We start from the raw sequence: 22,701 nt of genomic DNA, 5'->3' as shown, positions 1-22,701 counted from the left end.
CCCGTCATGAAAAAAAAAACCATTATGCTCATCTGCCTGTTCGCCGCTTTTGCCACTGAGGGACAAAGCCCTGCTACGCCCTTCGACAAAGCGCCCGAATGGAGCAAAAGCGCCATCTGGTATCAGATATTCCCCGAGCGTTTCCGCAACGGCGATAGCAAAAATAACCCCAGGCCGCAGGATATTAGCATCCCCCCCATGGGTCAAATTGCCCCCGAGGGTTGGACCGTAAACCAATGGACCGAAGACTGGTACGGCCAACAAGGCTGGGAACTGAACCGGGGCTTTAACGATAATATGTACTACCGCCGATACGGTGGCGATCTGCAAGGTGTTTTAAATAAGCTCGACTACCTGCAAAACCTCGGCGTTACCGCCCTGTTCATGAACCCGCTGAACGATGCCCCATCGGCGCATAAGTACGATGCCCGCAACTATCACCATATCGACGTAAACTTCGGGCCCGACCCGGAGGGCGACATCAAGCTCATCGCTACTGAAAACCCTGCCGATCCCGCCACCTGGAAATGGACCGCCGCCGACAAGCTGTTCCTGAAATTGGTGCGCGAGGTGCACCGCCGCGGCATGCGCATTATTATGGATTACTCCTGGAACCACACCGGCGTTATGTTTTGGGCCTGGCAAGATGTACTGAAGAATCAGGCGCACTCGGCTTATAAAGATTGGTACGAGATAAGCTCCTTTGACGATAGCAACACCCCGCAAAACGAGTTTGCATACACCGGCTGGGTGGGCGTTGCCAGCCTGCCCGAGATACGCAAGGTGGATGTTAGCACCCACCGCCAAAACGGTCAGCCTTATGAAGGCAACATAAACGAGGGCGCCAAAAAACACATCTTCGCCGTAACGCAACGCTGGTTGGCGCCTAATGGCAAGGCTACTGACGGTATCGACGGCTTCCGCCTGGATGTTGCCGACCAGATAGGCCTCGGCTTCTGGCGGGATTTCCGCAGGGAAGTGCGAAGCATAAAACCTGATGCTTATTTGGTGGGCGAGATTTGGTGGGATACCTGGCCCGATAAACTGATGGACCCGACACCCTACACCCAGGGCGACGTGTTCGATGCTGTGATGTTTTACCAGGCCTACCGCCCTGCACGGTACTTTTTTGCCAAAACAGATTTCCCGCTGGATGCGGCGCAGTTCAGGAACGAGCTAGAGCACGAGTGGAACCGCCTGCCCGAGGATAAGCGCTACGCCATGATGAACGTATCGAGCACGCATGACACCCCCCGCCTGCTTACCGATTTTTACAATACCAATAAATACAAATTCCAGGCAAACCCTCGCGATAACCCCAATTACCACACCGGCAAACCCGACGAGGAAACCTATAAACGCCTGCGCCTGTACCTGGTACACTTGTTTACAAGTATCGGTGCGCCCCAAATTTGGAACGGCGAGGAAATGGGCATGTGGGGTGCCGATGACCCCGACCCGCGCAAACCCCTCTGGTGGCCCGATTACCAATTCGCCGACGAAACCCGCAACAATATTCAGCCAGGCGACAAACAATACGATAAGGTAGGCTTTAACCAGCAGCAATTCGATTGGTATAAAAAGCTCATCGCCATACGCAAGGATAACCCTGTGCTGATAAATGGAAAGATAGAGTTTATAATGGCGGAGGGCCATACCCTTATCTATAGAAGGTACGACAACCAAAACGAGGTGCTGGTATTCTTCAACCTGGAAGAAGGGGCGCTCAATCTCCCGCTGCCTGAGGGTACAGTATATAACACCTTGTTATATGATACCGCCATCAGTGGGGTGTTGCATTTGGAGCCGCTGGAGGCAGCTATCTTGGTAAAGCGGAAACAATAGGCTTGATAAGCACATTTGGCGGATTAGTTTTGTCCCCTTTTTATTTGATAGGAATGTTGGACAAACACTGCGAAATTGATCCCTCTTCAGGTCAGTTAAGAATTTTATTCCCCCAAAAAATAAAGCTGCCGGAATATAAGCTATACCCGGCAGCTCTGATAACCTTACTGGTTTAGTTTAAATGATTCCCAGCCACCAATAGTGGCGCGGTTGCAGGTCATGGCCTGTGTGCCATTCTCTGATGAGATGTATTTACCGTTATTTCCGCGAAGGGAAATTGTGCCATCGGCATTGTTCAGCCAATCAAACTGCTCCCAGGGGCCCACCGATGTGCGGTTACAGGTGATAGCCTGTGTGCCGTTTTCTGATGATACATATTTGCCCTGGCTTTGCAATGCCACTTTGCCGCTGCCCGCACTTACTACCGTAAAATGCTCCCAGCCACCGGCGGCAGCGCGGTTACAATTCATGGCTTGCGTACCATTCTCGCAGCTTACATACAAATTATTGCTGGAGCCTTTAAACGTTACCGACTGCCCTATGGGCACGGTACCTCCCCCGCCAACCACAGGCTGGGTTGGCCTTGTAGCAGTAAGCGCAATTTGGCCCTTGAGCATTTTACCCCCATCGCCGGTAAGGCGCAGGTAATAATCGGCAGAGCATACGGTGCCGTCTTCATCAAGCGATAAAAAGTTGGAACCGGCCGGTACAAATGATGAGTTTTCTGAAGTTTTAGCGATTTGGTTCCCTTCGTTATATTCATCAAACATCGAGATGTAAAGGCCTTGCGCACCGCCGCCTATCAAGTTGTAAAATTGCCTCCACATCAAATCGCCGTGCGCACGCTGGCGTAATTGCAGGTCGCCCGGTAATACGCACGGTTGGTAATCAATGCCGTTTGCATTGCAATAAGCCTGGTCGCCAACCTGGGTGTTGGTGTAAAAGCTGTTGGCATCGGCAATACTGCCTATTTTGCCTATCATCCAGGGCGATATCATGTTCAGCGCGTTGTAGGTAGCCAAAAAGCCGGGCCTTACTTCGCTGGCATTAGTATCGCGCCAGTAGGCAGGTACGCCACCTATTACATAACAACCCTGGCTTTTAAACCAGTTAATTACATCTAAACATACCGCCGCCGACCATGGGTGGCCTACATCGTTAAACCCAAAACCCCAAATGCACACAACAGGTTTGCCGTTTTGCTTTGCATAGGCAGAAGACGATGTGTAGGCCGCCATCTTGCTTGTCCAGTCGGTTTTAATTTCCGATTGCATGTTTGTCCAGTAGCCAACATCGTACATAATGTAAAATTTACGGCCGGTAGCTTCGGCAGCGGTTCTTACTTTTGCGGTTATGGCATCGCGCACAGGGCCTTCGCCGCCTGTTGGGTTAAAACGCTGCAGGGCGGCACAATCAATACCGTTTTGCTGCATCCATAAAAACTGGGTATTTACGGTTTGGTCAGTAAAAGAGGAGAATAGTTTTGCCGGCTGCCCGTTATTAAGGTTTGCAAAAGCCGTTTGATAGGTGCTGGTGTATTCGCGTACATCCGGCCACGATTTTATGCGGATGCTGGTTGAGTTTGGCGCCTGGTTATTCGGGTCGGCCCAATGCCACCAAATGTTTATCGGCGAGCCGTCGCCAATGGCAGCAAACCAGCCCTGGTAGCCAACGGTTACTTTACCAACCACATCGCCGGCCGGCGATGACATGATACTCAGCTTTGGTTTGGGTTTCGAATCGGTGACGTTTAACGCTTCACTTACTAATTCTTTTTTCTGGCAGGCGCTTATAACGCTAATGGCAAGCACACAGAAGATGGTGTAAATGTTTTTGATTTTCATAATTAAATGGGTTGGTGGTTGGTAAAAGACTGGTTAAATAAAGTGTGCGTGCCGGGGCCAGGGCGGCTTTAATGCATATTTTTTCATATATAAATATTGGTTTATAATACCGGCACCCGGGGAAGGCACCTGGTAATTATTGGTTAGCGAGCAAATAAAGAGTTGCCTATTAAAAAATACTTAACAAAAGATTAATGATTGTTCTAATGGTTAAGCAACTGACCGCCTTTGGTTTATCAATAAGTATTTGCCGAGTGAACAAACGCAAGACGAAAGAATTGGCATGCAGGCGATGCTGTTGCCATCACGCACGGATAACCCGTACTGATAAATGGAAAGATAGAGTTTATAGCTTCGAAAGGCCATACCCTCATCTACAGAAGGTACGACGACAACAACGAGGTGCTGGTATTCTTCAACCTGGAAGAGGGGGCAATTGGTTATACTTTGCAACCTGGTACGGCGTACCACAATGTTTTAAATGATGAAACCATCAGTGGCGTATTGCGCCTTGAACCATTGGAAGTTGCCATTTTGGTGAGGCAGAAGAAATAAATACAAATTCGGCTATACGTAAGGCGAATATCACAATCAACTATACTCCGCAATGGAATATAAATTGCAACAAATTCGCTAAAACTCCGTATGAGTGGGTATCAGGTTAATCGAATAAAAGTTCGAGGGATTGGCATTATTACCTGCCGAAACCTGTAGTACTATTTTACCGCTGTAATATTTATTTTTACTTAAACATCCGGTGGGGCAGTTAAAAAATCATTTGCAACAAAATCACTAATGCGATAAAATGAAGCGAATATTTCTTTTTATTTCGTGTTTATGCCTGCTTAACCCCGGTTTATCTTATTCGCAAACCCGCGACCTTAAATTCAAGCAACTTTCTACAAACCAAGGGCTTTCGCAAAGCCATGTAAGCGCCATTTTGAAAGACAGCAGGGGTTTTATGTGGTTTGGCACAGAAGACGGTTTGGATAAGTATGATGGTTATAAGTTTACCCATTACAAACACAACCAAAATAACAAAACCACCATTATTGATAATTATGTTTTAGCGCTAACGGAAGATAGTGCCGGTAATTTGTGGATAGGCACGGAAAGCGGGCTCGACAGGTTCGACCGTGCAACCAATACATTTATCCATTACCCAAACAACAATTTAGCACTTTCGGTTAAGTCTGTTTTTTTGGATGCGCAAAAAAGGATATGGCTGGGGACCAGTATGGGGCTGTATTTATTTAATGCGGCAAACGGTACGTTTAAGAAATTTACGCACACCAGTGAAAGCACACACCGGCTAGCCGACGATTTTATATACCAGGTTACCCAGGATAATAATGGCCTGCTTTGGATAGCAACGGATAATGGCTTGTATCAATTTAACCCGCAAAATGGCAAGTTTATCCGCTTCGCACACGATCCGGCAAATAAAAACAGTATAGGCGCCAGTTGGGTAAAAGCTGTTTATAAAGATAGCAAAGGGAATATTTGGGCCGGCACGCATGGTGCCGGGCTGGCGTTATATAACTCAAAAAACAATTCGTTTACAAATTTTAAGCACAACCCTAATAACCCCAACAGTATCAGCCATAATGATATTCTTTCGATGCTGGAAAGCAACGACGGCAAATTGTGGGTTGGGACCGAGAACGGTGGGCTTAATGTATTTGACTACCGCGCCAATAAGTTTAATGCCTACACATTTGACGCGAACGACCCATCCAGCCTTAGCAGCAACTCGGTTTATTGCCTGTATAAAGATGATGTCGGAAATACGTGGATAGGTACGTATTCGGGCGGCGTAAATTTTTCACCCCGGTTTGGCAATAAGTTCAACACCTACAGCCAAATCCCCAACAATCCCAATAGTTTATCAAATAACAACGTGCTATCCATATCGGGAGAGGGCAACAGCGACAATATTTGGATAGGCACCGATGGCGGCGGCCTTAATTTATTCAACAGGAAAACAAAAACCTTTGTGCATTACCGCCAAAATAGTAACAGCGCCCGCTCTATAAGCAACGATTACATAATGGCCATTGTGCAAATAGATGAAAACCTGATGGCACTGGGGTACCACATTGGCGGGTTCGACCTGTTCGATAAAAGAACGGGCATTTTTAAGCATCACATGCCGCAGGCAAACAACCCGAACAGCCTCTCCCTGTCGGATGTTAACAATTTGTATAAAACCCGCGATGGCAATATATGGATAGGAACCTGGAAAGGGGGGCTTAATCATTACAATGTTAAAACTGGTGTTTTTACACACTACCGCAATAAACCCGGAGATAGCACCAGCATTGCAAGCGATATCAGCAATATTATATTTGAGGATAAGCAAGGCAATATATGGGTGGGTACCGATAGCGGGCTGGAAATGCTGAATATTAAAAGCGGCCGCTTTACACATTATAAACATGATGAAGGAAATAAGCACAGCCTATCAACCAATACTATAGAAGCTATTGCCGAGGCAGGCAACGGAGATATGTGGGTAGGCACCAATGGCGGCGGTTTAAACTATTTAAACAGGCGCACCCAAACATTTACCGCATACACCGAAAACGATGGCTTACCCAACAATACGATTTATAACATTTTAAAAGACCGTAAAGGTAATTTATGGCTAAGCACCAACAAGGGGCTCTGCCGGTTCGACCCTAAAACAAAAGCAACCAGGAACTACGGTGTTTCTGACGGGTTACAGGGAGATGAGTTTAAAGGGCATTCCAGTTTTCAAACTGAGGATGGTGAAATGTTTTTTGGCGGTGTAAACGGTTTCAGCACCTTTTATCCCGATAGTTTAAAAGACAATAGCTTTATTCCACCGGTATATGTTACTAATTTTGAGATATTTAACAAACCGGTTGTTGCCGGCGGCGAAAAATCGCCACTGCAGAAAGATATCAGCGAAACAAGCACTCTAAACTTATCCTACAAACATTCGGTATTTACGTTTGAGTTTGCAGCCCTTAATTATACCTTCCCCGAAAAGAACCAATACGCTTATAAGCTGGAGAATTTTGATAAAGACTGGAATTATGTTGGCAGTAAACGCACAGCCACCTACACCAACCTCGACCCGGGGAATTACATATTTAGGGTTAAAGCCTCAAATAACGACGGTAAATGGAACGACAAAGGCACAGCTATCAGGATCTACATAAAACCTCCTTTTTGGCTTACCTGGTGGTTTAAATTAGCCGCGGGTTTACTATTTGCTTTTAGTGGGCCTGCGTTTTATTTTATTCGTACACGCGCTATTCAGAAACAGAAAACCGAACTGGAGCGCCAGGTGAAAGAGCGTACAGAGCAATTAGCGCGTGCAATAGAGGTTGAAAAAAAATTGGCCCTGGAGGCAGAAGAAGCCAATAAGGCTAAAAGTATATTTTTGGCTACAATGAGCCATGAGATACGTACACCGATGAACGGGGTGATAGGCATGGCGGCCTTACTTGGCGAAACCCCTTTGGATGACGAGCAGCGGGCCTTTGCCGAATCTATACAAACCTGCGGCGAAGACCTGCTGGCGGTGATCAACGATATTTTAGATTTTTCTAAAATAGAATCGGGCAATATGGAGCTGGAAGAAAAGGATTTTAGCCTGCGTACCTGTATTGAAGAAGTTTTTGATGTATTTACAGTAAAAGCGGCGCACTTAAAGCTGGATTTGGTTTACCAGATAGATTACAATGTGCCTGCCCAAATAATTGGCGACAGTTTAAGGCTTAGGCAGGTACTCATCAATTTAATAAGCAACGCTATTAAGTTTACAAAAAAGGGAGAAATTTTTGTGAACGTGCGCTTACTTAGCATCTCGCATGATAATCAAATTGAACTGGGTTTTGATATAAAGGATACCGGCATTGGTATCCCTGCTGATAAGCTGCACCGCTTGTTCAAAGCATTTTCACAGGTAGATTCGTCAACAACACGGCAGTACGGCGGCACGGGTCTTGGCCTGGTTATAAGCGAACAATTGGTAAGGTTAATGGGCGGCCAAATTAGCGTAGAAAGCGAAATTGGCAAAGGAAGTACGTTCCGGTTTGCTATCCGCTCGCAAAAAAGCATGCTGCCCGAGCCAACCCATGAAAATTATGACATGAACGGTTTTGCCAACTTTAAAATTTTGGCTGTTGATGATAATGATACCAATTGCCGCATTTTAAAAGGCCAGTTAGAACAATGGAAATTAAACCCGGTGATTGCAAAATCGGGCGAACAGGCACTTAAAGCATTAACTGAGGCGAACGATTTTAAACTGGTAATTACCGATATGCAAATGCCCTCGATGGACGGCATACAACTGGCAACCATAATCCGCAGCGAATACCCCGAATTACCAATAATGCTGTTAAGTTCGGTAAACTATATTTTGCATAAAGATCATCCCACACTTTTCTGCTCCATATTAACCAAGCCGGCAAAGCAGCATATTTTATTTAAACACATCGTAAAGGAACTTAGCAGGCAGGTAAATTCAACTGTGAGCGATCATCAGCAGCCAGATACGCCTAAACGGGCGTTACCGGAGAACTTTTCGGAAATGTATCCCTTAAATATTTTGGTAGCCGAAGATAACCAGATGAACCAGAAATTGATTATGAAAGTTTTGAGCAAACTGGGGTATGAGGTCGACCTGGCTGCAGACGGCCTGGAAGCCCTGGATTTTGTGAATAAAAAAACATACGATGTTATTTTAATGGATATACAAATGCCAAAAATGGATGGCCTGGAGGCCACGCAAATAATAAAAAAACGTTTCCCAAACCGGCCGGCTATCATAGCTATGACAGCCAACGCGCTGCCAGCCGACCTGAAGATTTGTATGGATGCAGGTATGGACGATTATATAAGCAAGCCCTTTAAATTGGATGATCTGGTTCAAAAACTGCAAAAATGGGCAGTTGCGGTTTAGCGGAAGTAATTGCATTATGCGACGCGACTTCTCCCCTTCTACATGATAAACACATTCTGTCTGAACCGCTGATTTTAATGATTACGTTGATGTCGCTGATTAATCGTCTGCCCCTTTGGATTCTTTTATGAAATAAAATTATAGCCAAGCGCTTAATTAAAGTGATATTTTGCAGTATAATAAGTAATGTTGTAAATAAAACATTATATCCTAATCCTTTAGACGCAAAAAGCGCATTAAACTAATTATCCGAGGTTGAACACCATCGTATTTATCGATACTGAAATTAATCCAGAAACCCAGAAGGTTTTGGATATTGGCGGCATAAGGGATAATGGTAGCCATTTCCACAAGGCGTCGCTACCTGCATTCGCCGATTTTATCGCCGGAGCCGATTTTATCTGCGGGCATAATATCTTCAATCATGATATAAAATATATTGGGGAGGCGCTTAAAGGTGCCGGAATCCATCCTAATAATATTATCGATACCTTATTCCTTTCACCTCTTCTGTTTCCCACAAAGCCGTACCATGCGCTGCTTAAAGATGATAAACTTCAATCCGAGGATTTGAGCAATCCCCTTAACGATGCCATAAAAGCCCGTGATTTGTTTTTTGATGAAGTTGCGACATTCAGGCAAACAGACGATATACTTAGGCAAATATTTTTCTTACTCCTGAACCCCGATAGACGGTTTAGTGCTTTCTTCAAATTCCTCGATTTTGCAAGCATCAACACAAATGTTGAAGCGCTTATCCGATCCAAATATTACGATGATATCTGCGATGATTCAGATTTGGGACAAATAATAATTTCAACCCCCGTAGAACTTGCCTACTGCTTATCCCTTATAAATGCGGGCGACCGCTACTCCATCACACCGCCATGGGTATTAAAAAATCATCCCCACGTAGAAAATGTGATGTTCTTATTAAGGAGCAAGCCATGCCTCAAGGGTTGTTATTATTGCGACAGAGCCTTAGACCCGCACCTTGCGCTGAAAAGGTTCTTCGGCTTTAATGCTTACAGAACTTACGGCGATGAACCTTTACAAGAAAATGCCGTTAGGGCGGCTATCCAAAACAAATCATTCCTGGCGGTATTCCCAACAGGTGGGGGCAAATCCATCACGTTCCAGATACCGGCATTAATAAGCGGCGAATGCACAAGAGGGCTGACCGTTGTGATATCACCCCTGCAATCCTTAATGAAAGACCAGGTTGACAACCTCGAAAAGGCTGGCATTACCGATGCGGTTACCATCAATGGCTTGCTTGACCCTATAGAACGGGCAAAATCCTTTGAGCGGGTTGAGGATGGCTCTGCATGTATCCTGTATATTTCGCCCGAGTCCTTGCGTTCAAAAACTATCGAACGTTTGTTATTAGGACGGCAAATCGCCCGGTTCGTTATCGACGAAGCGCATTGTTTTTCTTCGTGGGGGCAAAACTTCAGGGTAGATTACCTGTACATTGCCGATTTTATTAAAGCACTGCAGGACAAGAAAAACCTTGCCGAGGATATCCCTGTGTCCTGTTTCACAGCTACCGCTAAGCCCGAAGTTATAGAAGATATCCGCAGGTATTTTAGTCAAAAGCTGGGTTTGCAGTTGGAGTTGTTCACCTCAACAGCATCCCGCACAAACCTGCATTATAAAGTGCTGGCCAAAAACAGCGACGACGAAAAATACCAGGCCACACGCGATTTGATATCCGAAAAAAATTGCCCGGCCATTATTTACGTCTCCAGAACGGGTCGTGCTGAAATACTCGCAAAAAGGCTTACACAAGATGGCCTGCCGGCAAGCTTTTTCCACGGCAAGCTGGATGCAAAAGTAAAAATTGCTAACCAGAATGCTTTCCTTGCCGGCGAGGTAAAAATAATGGTGGCTACCTCAGCCTTCGGGATGGGGGTTGATAAGAAGGATGTAGGCGTGGTGATACATTACGATATTTCAGATTCCCTTGAAAATTATGTTCAGGAAGCTGGCCGCGCCGGTCGCGACGAAAAAATAGAAGCCGATTGTTACGTATTGTTTAGTGAAGAGGACCTTAATAAACACTTCATAATGCTTAACCAAACCAAATTATCTATTAAAGAGATACAACAGGTTTGGAAAGCCATAAAAGAGATTACCAAATTCCGTACAACCGTTTCTAACAGTGCTTTGGAAATTGCACGGAAAGCTGGCTGGGACGATACCGTTGCCGAGATAGAAACCCGCGTAAYTACCGCAATTGCAGCGCTGGAAGAGGCAGGCTATTTAAAACGCGGGCAAAACTCGCCAAGGATATTTGCCAATAGCATCCTCACTAAAAACGCGCAACAGGCAGTAGATAAAATAAACGCTTCGGCACGCTTTACCGAAAAGCAAAAACAGCAGGCCATAAGGATAATCAAAAAGCTTTTTTCGGCCAGAAGCCGCAAAAAGGTAAGCGAGGATACGGCCGAATCAAGGGTGGATTATATCAGCGACCATTTAGGGATAGTAAGAGAGGAGGTAATTAACATTATTACTCTGCTTCGTGAAGAAAATATACTGGCCGACACTAAAGATTTGGCCGCGTTTATCAAATTTAACGACATCAAAAATAAGTCGTTGGCCATTGTGGAAGCGTTTGGCAAGATAGAAAAGTGCCTGTTACCCCTGTTAAGTGAACAGGAGCAAACGCTCAACTTAAAAGAGCTAAATGAAGATTTTGAACGGCAGGATTGCGCCGATGCAACACCCGATAAAATCAAGACCATCGTCAACTTTTGGGCTATTAAAAACTGGATACGCAAAAAATTCCATCAATCATCCAAAAACAACTTCAGCGTTATTGCGGTGCTGCCGCAGGAGGTTTTAACCACCAAACTGGAGAAGCGGCACGAACTGGCGCGGTTTATGGTAAACTTCCTGTATCGTAAAAACAACGGCTTAGCAGCCATAGAAAATAATGCCGATGAAAAAAGGATTGAATTTTCGGTACACGAATTAAAGGATGCTTACCTGCAAAGCAGTGAGCTTTTTAAGCAGGAAGTTAGTATCGATGACATAGAGGATACGCTGTTTTATCTCTCGCGGATTGAAGCGATAAAAATTGAAGGCGGCTTTTTGGTTGCTTACAATCGTTTAACTATTGAGCGGTTGGAGAGCGACAATAAGAGGCGCTATAAAGTAGAGGATTATCAAAAGCTGGGCGATTTTTACCGTAACAAGATTGAGCAGATACATATCATTGGTGAGTACGCCAAAAAAATGATAGAAAATTATCGGGATGCCCTGCAATTTGTAGACGATTATTTCCACTTGAATTACTCTTCATTCCTCAATAAGTATTTTAAGGGTGCCAGGCGAAACGAAATCCGCATAAACCTTACGCCCACAAAATTCGCGGAGTTGTTTGGACAGCTATCGCCCACACAACTGGCTATTACAAATAATACTGATGCTAAATACATTGTAGTCGCGGCCGGGCCAGGTAGCGGCAAAACAAAAGTATTGGTGCACAAGCTGGCCTCACTGATGCTGATGGAAGATGTAAAGCACGAGCAATTGCTGATGCTGACTTTCTCGAGGGCGGCGGTAACCGAGTTCAAAAAACGGTTGCTGCATCTAATTAAGAATGCAGCCAACTTTATCGAAATAAAAACCTTCCACTCCTATTGTTTCGACTTATTGGGTAGAGTGGGGAGCCTTGAAAAATCTGACCAGATTTTAAAGAAAACAGTATCCAAAATAACGAATAAAGAAGTTGAACCCAGCCGGATGACAAAAACCGTTTTGGTAATTGATGAGGCCCAGGATATAGATGAGGATGAGTATAACCTGATATTGGCTTTGATGAACCAAAACGACGACATGCGTGTAATTGCCGTTGGCGACGACGACCAAAACATCTACGCGTTTAGGGGCGCAAACTCAAAATATCTGGAACAGATTACGGAGATGGAGGGTGCCGTTAAATATGAACTTGTTGAAAATTATCGCAGCAAACACAACCTGGTCAATTTTGCCAATCAGTTTGCAACCGGCATAACGCGGCGCTTAAAAACCACACCTATTATTGCCAGGCAACGGGATGCGGGTAAAATAAAGATAGTGCGGCATCTGTATAATAATCTTATTACGCCGCTGGTAAACGACGTGATAACTACTCCCCTCATCGGCACTACCTGCATCTTAACCAAAACCAACGAAGAAGCGTTGCAGATTACGGGCCTGTTGCTGAAAGAAAAAATGCGGGCAAGGCTCATACAAACAAACGATGGTTTTAGCCTGTACAACATGGCCGAGTTACGGTTTTTCCTGGAAAAGTTAGACTTGGGCTACCAGATGTTTGTTATTCCTGATGAAGCATGGGCAAACGCAAAGCGGGAATTGAACATAATATTTAAAACAAGCCAAAACCTGGAAATTTGCGAAACGCTCATCCGGGATTTTGAAACTATAAACACAAAGTTCAAGTATAAATCGGACCTGGAGGTGTTTATACGCGAATCGAAATTAGAAGATTTTTACCCACCCGGAAACGACACGATATTTGTATCAACCATACACAAAGCAAAGGGAAAAGAATTTGACAACGTTTTCCTGATGCTGGAAAATTTTGTGGCCGTTACCGATGAGGAAAAAAGGCAGTTATACGTAGCCATCACCCGCGCCAAACAAAACCTTATTATCCATCTGAATGCCGATACCTTTGAAAACATTAATGCAGATAACACCGTAAGGGTTCAGGATAAAGAATTGCATGCCCCACCTGCGTGGTTAGCAATTCACCTAACGCATAAGAATGTTCAGCTCGATTTCTTTTTCAAAGTGCAAGGCCCTGTTTCCGGTTTAAAAGCCGGCGGTGAATTGATTATCAACGGTGATGAGTGTACTAACCAAATGGGCCAACCGGTTTTAAAATTCTCTAAACTGTTTTTGGGCGAGTTGGATAAGATAACTGCTAACGGTTACAAATTAAAAAGCGCCAAGGTGAACTTTATAGTTTATTGGCAAAAAGAAAACGTGCCGCAGGAAATCATGATTGTTTTGCCTACACTTTATTTTGCGAGATACTAATAAGGCGGCCCACTACACTAAAATCACGGTCATCCCAAAACCCCACAAATCAAGGTTCAGACAAACCATCAACTAAATCCTAAAATCAAATATATCAGCGGTCCAAATTCTTGTAAAAAAGTAAAGCCCCTGATGGGCAGGGGCCTTTACTAACCAATTATAAACCTAAATTATGAGAAGACTATTTTATGTATCAACCGACTATGTCGTTGTTGATGGTGTAAAAGTAACACTTAGTTTTGAATTACAAAGAATTTATTTGTAATTTTTTTGTCATCCTTATATCAATGTACTTTTTTCGTTATTGTATTATCAAAGATAACGCAAATTACTTGAAATATTTTCAATTTTTTATGAATTTTTGCTGACGGAATGTTAAAAATACTTTAACACCTTTGTCAATATCCTAAAAAAATGGCCGTTACAACACATAAGCCCGAATTAACCACTACCACCCTCTGGGTAATGACAATTACCACCGGGCTTGTTGTGGCCAACCTGTATTATAACCAACCCTTGTTAGAAGATATGGCCCAAACCTTCGGCGTGAGCAACGGTAAAGTGGGTCAGCTATCCATGCTTACCCAGCTGGGCTATGCTGCGGGTATCTTTTTCGTGATCCCGCTTGCGGATATGGTGAAGCGTAAACGTTTGATGCTTATCGAATTTGCTTTCATCGTTTCGGCCCTGCTGCTAACTGCCTTTGCACCTAACATACATATACTATTATTATCGGGGTTTTTGTTAGGTGCCGCATCCGTTATGGGTATGCTGCTGGTGCCCATGGCCGCGCATTTGGCCAGTCCCGAGGAAAGGGGCAAAAAAATCGGCTTCATCATGAGCGGTTTGTTGATAGGCATTTTGCTGTCGCGCACGCTTAGCGGTTTCGTGGGCGCTCATTCCGGCTGGCGCAGCATGTATTTTATAGCTGCGGGCATCATGATAATGATGTGGCTGCTTATTTACCTGATGCTGCCCGAGATTGAACCCGACTACAAAGGCAACTACCGCCAGTTGATGCAGTCGCTGGTAGATCTGGTGAAGAACGAACCCAAGCTGCGCCTGGCTGCCCTGCGCGGCGCGCTTTGTTTCGCCGCCTTCAGCGCATTTTGGACCACCCTGGTATTTATGCTCAAACAAAACTTTAACCAGGGAAGCGATGTGGCCGGTGCCTTCGGGCTCGTGGGCGCTTTCGGTGCCATCGCCGCCGGGATGATGGGCCGCCTGAGCGATAAGATGGATGCCTATAAATTATCAACCATTACTTTGGCACTGGTATTATTTTCGTTCGTCATCTTCTGGTTTTCGGCATACAGCATCGCGGGCTTAGTTATCGGCGTTATTATTATGGATATGGGCGTACAGGCTACGCACATCTCTAACCAGGCTATCATTTTCTCGCTTAACCCTGCGGCGCGTAACCGCATCAATACCGTGTACATGGTGGCCTATTTTATAGGCGGTGCCACAGGTACCTTCCTGGCTACACGTGTTTGGGGCGTTTACGGTTGGCCGGGCGTGTGCGTTATCGGCATCATCTTATCAGCCATTGCTATCGTTATACACCTGGCAACGCGCAAAACCATGCAGCGGAGCGTCTGAAAACGGACACCGTACACTTTTACCGAACACTCGCTGACCACCAATTACCACACCCTGCACTAATTTTTTGTACAGCATCCGTAGGGCATCCCCTTAAAACAGCTTAAAAAGGCCCATTTTCTACTTTTTTTGTACTTAACGTAAAAAAAGATGCTGCCTGCAGCCATTTTTTTTTGGCGCTGCGGGTTTTTTGGCACAGAGTTGGAATAAGTATAATCAAACGGAGACATCATGGAAATCGAAAAGAAACCAGAAGCGCCGGCAGAACAAAAGGAATGGGAGAACCCGGTAGCCCCGGAAAAACCAGCCGACCACAGAGAAGAAGAACAACTGGAAAGGCAAATGAGGGAAGCGAAGCGCAGGCACGACAACCTTGAAGAAAACCAGGACGAAGCAACAGACAACGAAACAAAAAACTAATAATTTTAAAATATTGACTATGAAAACTTCAACGAAAAACACATCGGTAAGCAAATTGGTAACCCGGTTCGACAAGGAATTGAAAGTGATCTTAATGAGTGATTTAAAAGCTATCAAAGCCGTAAGAGACCAAATGATGGCCATAAACGCCAACCGTTTAAGCATAGCCTAAGTAAAACTAATCTTGCAAACACCTTATAAAGCATCTACCTATGAAAACCTACAAAAAACCAGCCACCAGCAAACTTTTTGCACGATTTGATAACGAATTGAAAAACTTATTAATGGAAGACCTGAAGGCTTTAAAGGAGAGAGCCCTATTTACCACCCGCAACAACCAGACTGCACAACAAACTTTGTCGGCCGCCTGATCTACATATATTCTTTATCTATCTAAAACAGTCCTTTGAGAAAAAGTGAGGCTCGGCAGCAATGCGGAGCCTTACTTTTTTGAGGCATATTTAACGATAAGCGCAGCCGTTTTGGCGGATGCGCCGGGCGTGCCCATCCGCTCGTCAAGCAGGTCGTAGTTGGCCAGCATCTGTTGGCGGTAATCATCCAGCCCTACCAGTTTATCCAATTCGTTGGAGATGCTGTGAGATTCGCAGTCCTGCTGTATCAGTTCCTTTACTACCGCCTTATCCATAATGAGGTTTACCAGCGATATGAATTTGATTTTTATCAGCATTTTGGCAATACCAATGGTAACCGCATTGCCTTTGTAAACCACCACTTGCGGCACATTGAGTAGAGCGGTTTCTAAAGTGGCGGTACCCGAGGCCACGATAGCGGCTTCGGCATTGGCCAGCAAATCGTAAGTAGCATTGAACACCACCGGGATATGCATACCCCCGATGTATTGGCGGTAATAATCGGCATCGAAAGTGGGTGCGCCCGCAATCACAAATTGGAAGTTGGTAAAGCGTTCGGCAACTTTGGCCATATCGGGCAGCAGGCGGCTAATTTCTTGCTTGCGGCTACCGGGCAGCAAGGCAACGATCTTTTTGCCCGAAAGCAGCATATTATTTTTTAGGAAATCGGGGTTGGGCGTAAAGGCGGCCACGGCATCCAGCAGGGGGTTGCCCACATAATCGATATCCATACCCCAGCTTTTGTAAAACTCCACCTCGAAAGGCAGTATGCAAAACAGGTGGTCTACCGCTTTTTTTATCTTGAGTACGCGTTTCTGGTTCCAGGCCCATACTTTGGGCGAAATATAGTAACAAACCAACAGTCCCTTCTTTTTGGCGAACTCCGCTATCTTGAGGTTAAAGCCGGGGAAATCTATCAGTACTAAAACATCCGGCCGATAAGCCAGGATATCCTTTTTGCAGAGACTCATGTTTTTGAGGATGGTGCGCAGGTTGGCCACCACTTCTACAAAGCCCATAAAGGCCATATCCTCGTAGTGTTTTACCAGGGTGCCGCCCTCTGCCTGCATTAGGTCGCCGCCAAAATAACGAAATTCAGCTTTGGGATCTTCCACCTTCAGTGCCTTCATCAAATTTGCGCCATGCAAATCGCCCGAGGCTTCGCCCGCAACCAGGTAATATTTCATGCTGCAATGATAATAAGTAATATATTGTTTATCGACGATTGAATCGTTAATTTAGTTTTCACGATGATTGATTTAGCAACAATTAATAACCGAAAAGTTTTTCATCAAAGCTACAGTACTGAACTTCCCTGGAGTAAAAATTTCCCTACAGAAAACTGGCTGGCTTTTGTCATTGTAGCCAACAAAAAAAACACAGAATTATTCGAGATATCCAATAAAGTTATTAGTAATAATGCATGCTACGTTTGTTGTACCGGCAATCAGGGTGAATTGATGCACGACATCGTGGATGAAGATATTGCCTACCGAGAAGTCGACATCGATTACGAATATGATTATTTACCGCCTTTCGATATCATAACCACATGGCACAATACTATAGAAGAAGGTTTGTGGTTTGCTATCTATGCTGCTTGGAACGGCCCTATTGAAATTGATAAGATAGTATGTTTAGATGCAAGTGAAAGTGGTAATGAACCAGATATTCGCGAGCTGCTTTTAAAATTCAACTAGGGTTACATTCCCGATTAAATCATCGGGTGTGTATCTTAAACAAAAAAACCAGCAGCATAAAAGCAAAGGTAAACATCATCACGCCTTTACCGGTATCTTCCATATTATTCCTGAAGCAATAGCGCAGCAGCACTAAGTTCAGGCCTACGGCAATAAGGTAAGGTACCGCAGGTTTATCCATAATAAAGGCATCGTTGTGCAGTATATACTCAAACAGCACCCAACTCAATACAGGCAAAATGCTTCCCAGCACAAGGCCCGTGCCTACACTATTCTTATCAAACATTAAAATTCCAGGTGTTTAAAACGGGGATGGCGTGATGCGCCGTCATATCAAACTGAACGGGCACTACCGAGGCATAGTTATGCTCCAGCGCCCAAACGTCGGTGTCCTGGCCCTGGTCGTTATTTTGGAAAACACCGGTGAGCCAGTAGTAAGGGCGTTTATAGGGGTCCATTCGCTGGTCGAATTCCTCGGCCCATTTGGCGTTGGCCTGGCGGCATATCTTAATGCCTTTTATATCATGCGTGTTCGGGAAGTTCACGTTGAGCAGTGTGCCAACGGGCAGGCCGTTTTGCAAAACCTGCAGGGCAATCTCTTTGATGAATTTTTCACAATGCGCAAAATTGGCCTGCAGGGAGTAATCGTCCAGCGAAAAACCGATAGACGGGATACTTTCTATAGCGCCCTCTACCGCCGCCGACATCGTACCGGAGTACAACACATTGATAGAATTGTTCAACCCGTGGTTGATGCCCGATACGCACAAATCAGGCTTTTGGCCCTTGAAAACTTTGGTAACGGCCAGCTTTACGCAATCTACAGGGGTGCCGCTGCAACTATATATTTCGATGCCTTCGTAAAGGTCCACCTTATCTAAACGGAGCGGCTTGCCAATGGTGATAGCATGCCCCATACCCGATTGCGGACTATCCGGCGCCACCACCACCACGCGGCCCAGTTCTTTCATCACATGCATCAGGCTTTTGATGCCGGGGGCGGTTACGCCATCGTCGTTTACAACAAGTATGGTGGGTTTAGTGGGTTTTGTCATCGACAGCAAAAATAACCATTTGTGTAGCAGGAGGACGAATTAAAATCGCTTAAGTTATCAGCGTGCGTACTAAACCACCCTATTCACCCCCGGTACCCTCACCACCAGCAATCCCAGCAAAAAGCTACCGATAACCGCCAGCGGCGCTACTACCAAAAGTTTCAAGGCCGGCTCCATAACCCAACTATGCAATGCCACTGAGAGGCCTATCAGTATCAACGGATGGAAGATGTAAACTGCAAATGTGCTGCGGGAGAGCAGGCTTAAAAACTTAGATGGCCCGTTCCATTTTGTTTTGCCGATGCATAGCAGGGCGACAACGATGCTGAAGCCTACCAGTTGCTCCCATGCGGCATACCATAAGCTTTGCCAATGACCACCAACGTTATAATATTCTACCGGGAAACCCAATAATTGCCGCGTTACGAAAAACAATGGAAACCCGATGAACACCAAACATAAGGCAATGGTCCGCATGGTTTTGCCGGTTTTATAATCGGCCTTGCCTATCCATTTGCTGCGCGATGCGATGAGACCCAATATAAACATGGCGATATATTGCGGAAAATGCCCCGGCTGGAAACCCAGCGGCTTCAGCACCCACCCTACCGGGAAAACAATGCGCACGAAATAAGTTATCACGCCAAGGGTGGTGGCAAAGAGCAGTATTTTTACTGCGGATGGAAAAGTTTTTAAAACATGCCTGTCATCCATAAACGTTCGGAACAAAGCGTAGGCGAGGGTAAATATCAACAGGGCAGCCACAAACCACAGCACGCCGAAGTTAATCCAGCCATCAAACCCGCCGAGGAATTGCGCATAGGTTATCTGCGGATGCGTGCCGGTATAGTTGTACACCAAAAAACTAAGGAAGGGCGATAACACGAAGGAGTAAAATACCAATGGCAGGCCCAACCTTAGCAGTCTGTCGGCAAGGAATTTGGCCGGCCCTTTTTTATCGTACGATGAGGGGATAAACAATGCCGACAGGAAAAAGAAGAAACCCATAAAAAAAGCCTGGTTAACGGCAACGAAAGCCGTCATGGGTACAATTGCCCCTAGCAGGGTTGTTTTCTGGCTGTAATACCAACCACCCGGCGCGCCGTAAGTGATAAAGGCATGGTGCATTATTACCAGCACCGTCAGTACCACTTTGAGGTGGTCGATATAAAGTATTTTACTTTTGCTTTGCTCGGGCGTTATTGCAGATTCAGGCATTGGGATTTCGTTTGGGTGCTGTAAAATACAAACTTTAATCTATTTTCACCTTAATGCTGTTAACCCACAATGCAGCCCTATCGGCATTACGCTGGAAATTATCCAAGAGATAAGCCTTATCGGCCTTCACCATGCCTTTGAATACCTGCTTCCCATTGGCTATTACAATAATGGGCTTTTTCAGGTCTGCCATCTTTGGGCTTATCTTCAGTTCCGCTTCGGTAACGCCCGATGTTTGCAGGGTGAAAACATTATTACTGTAACTGGCTTTAACAGCGGCGCTTTTCAGCGAACTATAAAAGTGACGAGTAAGCCATGTCTTCTCGCGTTCAAAGAAATATTTTTCGATAATCTCAAACGGCTGGTGCCATGATGCAGAATTCAAAGTAGTATCGGCCACAATCTTTATCCAGTCTATAGAATTATAGGGACTATCTTGCATGGTTTCCCAGTAGAGGTTTGTCTGATAAGGGTTACGCACCAGGCGCTTCATGAATTTATCCGCAAAAGGTTCGTCTATACTGAGGTGCTTATCGTAATGCTCGTAACCTGCGTATTCCTTATAAAAGATTTGCTTGCTAAACCGCTTTATAGAATCTACAATTTGCCTGGTAACTGCTATTCGCCGCAATTGGTCCTTATCAGAATGCACTTCGTAAAGGGGCAGGTTTTGAATATTACGGATGTAATAATCATGCGCGAAAAGATTATAAAACATGGTGTTATATGCAACCACACCGGCAAATTGGTCGGGCTTGTAAATGCCGAGACCAATAGCACCGTCTGCACCATCTGAATGGCCAAAACTATATACTCTGTTATCATCAATGTTCAACACCCGCTTCAGCTCGATAAGCATCCGTGCCAAAATATCATAAGACCTGTTCCATCGATAAGCTTCTCCATAATGTTGGGTCTGCCCTCCCCACGTAAACCCCTTTACTTTGTCGCCTATCGGCTGTATGATGATATAGCCCTGAGTCTTTAGTGGGTCTACCAAAATGTCTTCGTCGGTATTGCCTAGGGTATCAATATCTGTAAAATGGCTGATACCGACCGCGCCATGCAGTACCAATACGCAGGCATTGGGCTTGTTGTTATTGTAGGCCGGCGGGATAAACACCCGCAGGGGAATAACACCGATGCGTTCATCATTGTAATAAAAGAGGTAATTGATGCCTTTGGTCTTTATTTCGGGATAACGCTGCCAGCGAGAGAGCAGCTTTGCGGCAGAGTCAGCATCGATTTTCGGGTCGGCTTTAATCCGGTTAAGTTCAAGGGATAAATCGTTAGACGAGGGCAAGGCAGTCAGTTTGGACTGAGCCGAAACCAAAAAAGGAAAAATAAGGAAAAGGAATAGGTAGCTATGCTTCATAAGGTGTTAATAGTTTAGTTAATCGACACCTGTTTGTGCCAAACGTTGCTTCCGCCCGGAAATAAAAAAAGCCCCGCTATGCAGGGCAATATTTAACTAATTTCTAACCTCCAGCCACTAACCACTAAAGACTCTTTATCCAGTCTACCAGCTGCTCGCGGGTTTTGCCTGTTTTTTTCTGGATGCGGCCAAGCGTTTCATCGTCTTTGCCTTCTTCGTGGGCCAGGTCGTCGTCGGTCAGGTCGCCGTAGACTTGTTTTATCTTTCCTTTCAGCTCGTTCCAGCCGCCCTTTATTTCTAACTTATCCATGGTATGTTTCTCCTTATTTAGATGTGTAAGGAGAACAGGTGAAGAGGGATTTGGTTTGCCTGTTTACATCACATTAATGTTCAATAGTTAACCCGCTATATTAATACAGTATCCAAAATGTCGGGAGAATGTCGGCAATAAATACGGCGGCATTTATTGTATATTGGTTGTGTTAATAATAACATTGCCTCAGAATTTTACATAACCATGCAACAACCAAGCTTAGGCAAAAAGATTGCGAAACTTAGAAAAGCCAAAGGGTTAACACAGGAAGAACTTGTCGGAAAATGTAATTTAAGCATACGTACACTGCAACGGATAGAAGCAGGGGAAGTAACGCCAAGGAGTTATACGATAAAGCTGATCTTCGCAGCTCTGGGTCAGGAAGTTTACAATTCAACGCCGGGAATGGCCGATTGGTTAGGTAAAACAACGGATACTATTCGCGATTATATCCGGAAACTCTATAGTTACATAATTGATTTATTTAACCTAAAAACAAATGCAATGAAAAAATTAACCATTTTATCCTTCGTCTTTTTTGCATGCTGCACTTTTATTTTTTCGGCATGCCTCAGTTCAAAAAGAGCAATTACAGATCAAAAAGCTTTAATAGGCACCTGGCAAATTATGCAGAATGGTGTTGTTGACACTAACTACGCCGGGCAGCCCGGCCAGATCAGATATCAGACTATTACGGGCGACAGATTTTTAGTTACCGATATACAATACTCAAAAAAGCAGGTCAACGCAGCCTTCTCAGGGTCGTACAAGCTAGACACCCAAAATAAGACTTACTCTATATTGATAGAAGCTATTGGCGGACCCGGGTACGCCCAGTATATGAATGGTAAAATAGGCACCTTTAAATACCGGCTTACCGATTCGCTATTTTATATAAAAGGGAATGGCTACGACGAGGTTTGGAAAAGAGTGCAATAGAGAATAGCCCGGGGGGTAATTAGTT

At 44.9% G+C, this 22,701-nt stretch carries 17 protein-coding genes and 1 pseudogene; 11 read left to right on the top strand and 7 right to left on the bottom strand.

All coding sequences use genetic code 11. The features are described from left to right. The first annotated feature begins 6 nt into the window (after positions 1-6). Complete coding sequence (locus tag AC1DYT_RS01225) at positions 7-1,845, top strand: glycoside hydrolase family 13 protein (protein ID WP_477467839.1); 1,839 nt, start codon at positions 7-9, stop codon at positions 1,843-1,845. A gap of 164 nt (positions 1,846-2,009) precedes the next feature. Here the strand turns inward: AC1DYT_RS01225 and AC1DYT_RS01220 are convergent, their stop codons facing one another. Then, positions 2,010-3,689, bottom strand: coding sequence for a hypothetical protein (locus tag AC1DYT_RS01220; RefSeq protein WP_477467838.1), 1,680 nt, complete (start codon positions 3,687-3,689; stop codon positions 2,010-2,012). A gap of 402 nt (positions 3,690-4,091) precedes the next feature. Between AC1DYT_RS01220 and AC1DYT_RS01215 the strand changes: the two genes are divergently transcribed. The 7 genes from AC1DYT_RS01215 to AC1DYT_RS01185 all read left to right on the top strand — a co-directional run bounded on the left by AC1DYT_RS01215 (position 4,092) and on the right by AC1DYT_RS01185 (position 16,076). Then, positions 4,092-4,244: a hypothetical protein gene (locus AC1DYT_RS01215; protein WP_477467837.1), complete on the top strand. Its 153-nt coding sequence runs from the start codon at positions 4,092-4,094 to the stop codon at positions 4,242-4,244. A 250-nt stretch (positions 4,245-4,494) separates the two neighbouring features. Then, on the top strand, positions 4,495-8,628 hold the full coding sequence (locus AC1DYT_RS01210; RefSeq protein WP_477467836.1) for a hybrid sensor histidine kinase/response regulator: 4,134 nt from the start codon (positions 4,495-4,497) through the stop codon (positions 8,626-8,628). Between the two features lie 255 nt (positions 8,629-8,883). Beyond that, positions 8,884-13,683, top strand: a complete 4,800-nt coding sequence (locus AC1DYT_RS01205; protein WP_477467835.1) for a RecQ family ATP-dependent DNA helicase — start codon at positions 8,884-8,886, stop codon at positions 13,681-13,683. Between the two features lie 414 nt (positions 13,684-14,097). Next, positions 14,098-15,285, top strand: coding sequence for an MFS transporter (locus tag AC1DYT_RS01200; protein ID WP_477467834.1), 1,188 nt, complete (start codon positions 14,098-14,100; stop codon positions 15,283-15,285). Positions 15,286-15,516: 231 nt separating this feature from the next. After that, positions 15,517-15,705, top strand: coding sequence for a hypothetical protein (locus AC1DYT_RS01195; protein WP_477467833.1), 189 nt, complete (start codon positions 15,517-15,519; stop codon positions 15,703-15,705). 19 nt (positions 15,706-15,724) lie between these two features. Beyond that, positions 15,725-15,877, top strand: a complete 153-nt coding sequence (locus tag AC1DYT_RS01190; protein ID WP_477467832.1) for a hypothetical protein — start codon at positions 15,725-15,727, stop codon at positions 15,875-15,877. A gap of 40 nt (positions 15,878-15,917) precedes the next feature. Then, positions 15,918-16,076 carry a hypothetical protein gene (locus AC1DYT_RS01185; RefSeq protein ID WP_477467831.1) on the top strand — a complete coding sequence of 53 codons (159 nt, stop codon included), beginning with the start codon at positions 15,918-15,920 and terminating at the stop codon, positions 16,074-16,076. A gap of 71 nt (positions 16,077-16,147) precedes the next feature. Here the strand turns inward: AC1DYT_RS01185 and lpxB are convergent, their stop codons facing one another. Next, complete coding sequence (gene lpxB, locus AC1DYT_RS01180; RefSeq protein WP_477467830.1) at positions 16,148-17,263, bottom strand: lipid-A-disaccharide synthase; 1,116 nt, start codon at positions 17,261-17,263, stop codon at positions 16,148-16,150. 63 nt (positions 17,264-17,326) lie between these two features. Here lpxB and AC1DYT_RS01175 point away from each other — a divergent pair, with 63 nt between their 5' ends. Next, positions 17,327-17,776 (top strand): DUF7684 family protein, encoded by a 450-nt coding sequence (locus AC1DYT_RS01175; RefSeq protein ID WP_477467829.1) that lies wholly within the window; start codon positions 17,327-17,329, stop codon positions 17,774-17,776. A gap of 19 nt (positions 17,777-17,795) precedes the next feature. Here the strand turns inward: AC1DYT_RS01175 and AC1DYT_RS01170 are convergent, their stop codons facing one another. The 5 genes from AC1DYT_RS01170 to AC1DYT_RS01150 all read right to left on the bottom strand — a co-directional run bounded on the left by AC1DYT_RS01170 (position 17,796) and on the right by AC1DYT_RS01150 (position 21,734). Next, complete coding sequence (locus AC1DYT_RS01170; RefSeq protein ID WP_477467828.1) at positions 17,796-18,062, bottom strand: hypothetical protein; 267 nt, start codon at positions 18,060-18,062, stop codon at positions 17,796-17,798. Continuing rightward, positions 18,055-18,831 carry a 5'/3'-nucleotidase SurE gene (gene surE, locus AC1DYT_RS01165; RefSeq protein WP_477467827.1) on the bottom strand — a complete coding sequence of 259 codons (777 nt, stop codon included), beginning with the start codon at positions 18,829-18,831 and terminating at the stop codon, positions 18,055-18,057. Before surE ends, AC1DYT_RS01170 begins: the two co-directional genes overlap by 8 nt. A gap of 69 nt (positions 18,832-18,900) precedes the next feature. Further along, complete coding sequence (locus tag AC1DYT_RS01160; protein ID WP_477467826.1) at positions 18,901-20,049, bottom strand: acyltransferase family protein; 1,149 nt, start codon at positions 20,047-20,049, stop codon at positions 18,901-18,903. 34 nt (positions 20,050-20,083) lie between these two features. Next, a complete protein-coding gene (locus AC1DYT_RS01155) occupies positions 20,084-21,424 on the bottom strand; it encodes a hypothetical protein (RefSeq protein ID WP_477467825.1) in 1,341 nt (446 codons plus the stop codon). 124 nt (positions 21,425-21,548) lie between these two features. After that, complete coding sequence (locus AC1DYT_RS01150) at positions 21,549-21,734, bottom strand: CsbD family protein (RefSeq protein ID WP_477467824.1); 186 nt, start codon at positions 21,732-21,734, stop codon at positions 21,549-21,551. A 207-nt stretch (positions 21,735-21,941) separates the two neighbouring features. Between AC1DYT_RS01150 and AC1DYT_RS01145 the strand changes: the two are divergent. Together AC1DYT_RS01145 and AC1DYT_RS01140 are read left to right on the top strand one after the other, a co-directional pair. Then, positions 21,942-22,103, top strand: a pseudogene (locus AC1DYT_RS01145) (helix-turn-helix domain-containing protein); the annotation flags it as partial. Positions 22,104-22,241: 138 nt separating this feature from the next. Then, the gene (locus AC1DYT_RS01140; RefSeq protein ID WP_477468097.1) at positions 22,242-22,676 is read left to right on the top strand and encodes a hypothetical protein; all 435 of its coding nucleotides are present in this window, start codon (positions 22,242-22,244) and stop codon (positions 22,674-22,676) included. Positions 22,677-22,701 lie beyond the last annotated feature (25 nt).

The sequence above is a fragment of the Mucilaginibacter sp. P1_D10 genome, assembly GCF_056406215.1.
Note: the sequence above shows the minus strand (reverse complement) of the source record. Positions and strands in the feature narration are given on the sequence as shown.

Excerpts from the sequence above, each read along its gene's own strand:
- AC1DYT_RS01225 (WP_477467839.1), top strand. The coding sequence starts at position 7 with ATGAAAAAAAAAACCATTATGCTCATCTGCCTGTTCGCCGCTTTTGCC.
- AC1DYT_RS01220 (WP_477467838.1), bottom strand. The coding sequence starts at position 3,689 with ATGAAAATCAAAAACATTTACACCATCTTCTGTGTGCTTGCCATTAGC.
- AC1DYT_RS01210 (WP_477467836.1), top strand. The coding sequence starts at position 4,495 with ATGAAGCGAATATTTCTTTTTATTTCGTGTTTATGCCTGCTTAACCCC.
- AC1DYT_RS01200 (WP_477467834.1), top strand. The coding sequence starts at position 14,098 with ATGGCCGTTACAACACATAAGCCCGAATTAACCACTACCACCCTCTGG.
- AC1DYT_RS01195 (WP_477467833.1), top strand. The coding sequence starts at position 15,517 with ATGGAAATCGAAAAGAAACCAGAAGCGCCGGCAGAACAAAAGGAATGG.
- AC1DYT_RS01190 (WP_477467832.1), top strand. The coding sequence starts at position 15,725 with ATGAAAACTTCAACGAAAAACACATCGGTAAGCAAATTGGTAACCCGG.
- AC1DYT_RS01185 (WP_477467831.1), top strand. The coding sequence starts at position 15,918 with ATGAAAACCTACAAAAAACCAGCCACCAGCAAACTTTTTGCACGATTT.
- lpxB (WP_477467830.1), bottom strand. The coding sequence starts at position 17,263 with ATGAAATATTACCTGGTTGCGGGCGAAGCCTCGGGCGATTTGCATGGC.
- AC1DYT_RS01175 (WP_477467829.1), top strand. The coding sequence starts at position 17,327 with ATGATTGATTTAGCAACAATTAATAACCGAAAAGTTTTTCATCAAAGC.
- AC1DYT_RS01170 (WP_477467828.1), bottom strand. The coding sequence starts at position 18,062 with ATGTTTGATAAGAATAGTGTAGGCACGGGCCTTGTGCTGGGAAGCATT.
- surE (WP_477467827.1), bottom strand. The coding sequence starts at position 18,831 with ATGACAAAACCCACTAAACCCACCATACTTGTTGTAAACGACGATGGC.
- AC1DYT_RS01160 (WP_477467826.1), bottom strand. The coding sequence starts at position 20,049 with ATGCCTGAATCTGCAATAACGCCCGAGCAAAGCAAAAGTAAAATACTT.
- AC1DYT_RS01155 (WP_477467825.1), bottom strand. The coding sequence starts at position 21,424 with ATGAAGCATAGCTACCTATTCCTTTTCCTTATTTTTCCTTTTTTGGTT.
- AC1DYT_RS01150 (WP_477467824.1), bottom strand. The coding sequence starts at position 21,734 with ATGGATAAGTTAGAAATAAAGGGCGGCTGGAACGAGCTGAAAGGAAAG.
- AC1DYT_RS01140 (WP_477468097.1), top strand. The coding sequence starts at position 22,242 with ATGAAAAAATTAACCATTTTATCCTTCGTCTTTTTTGCATGCTGCACT.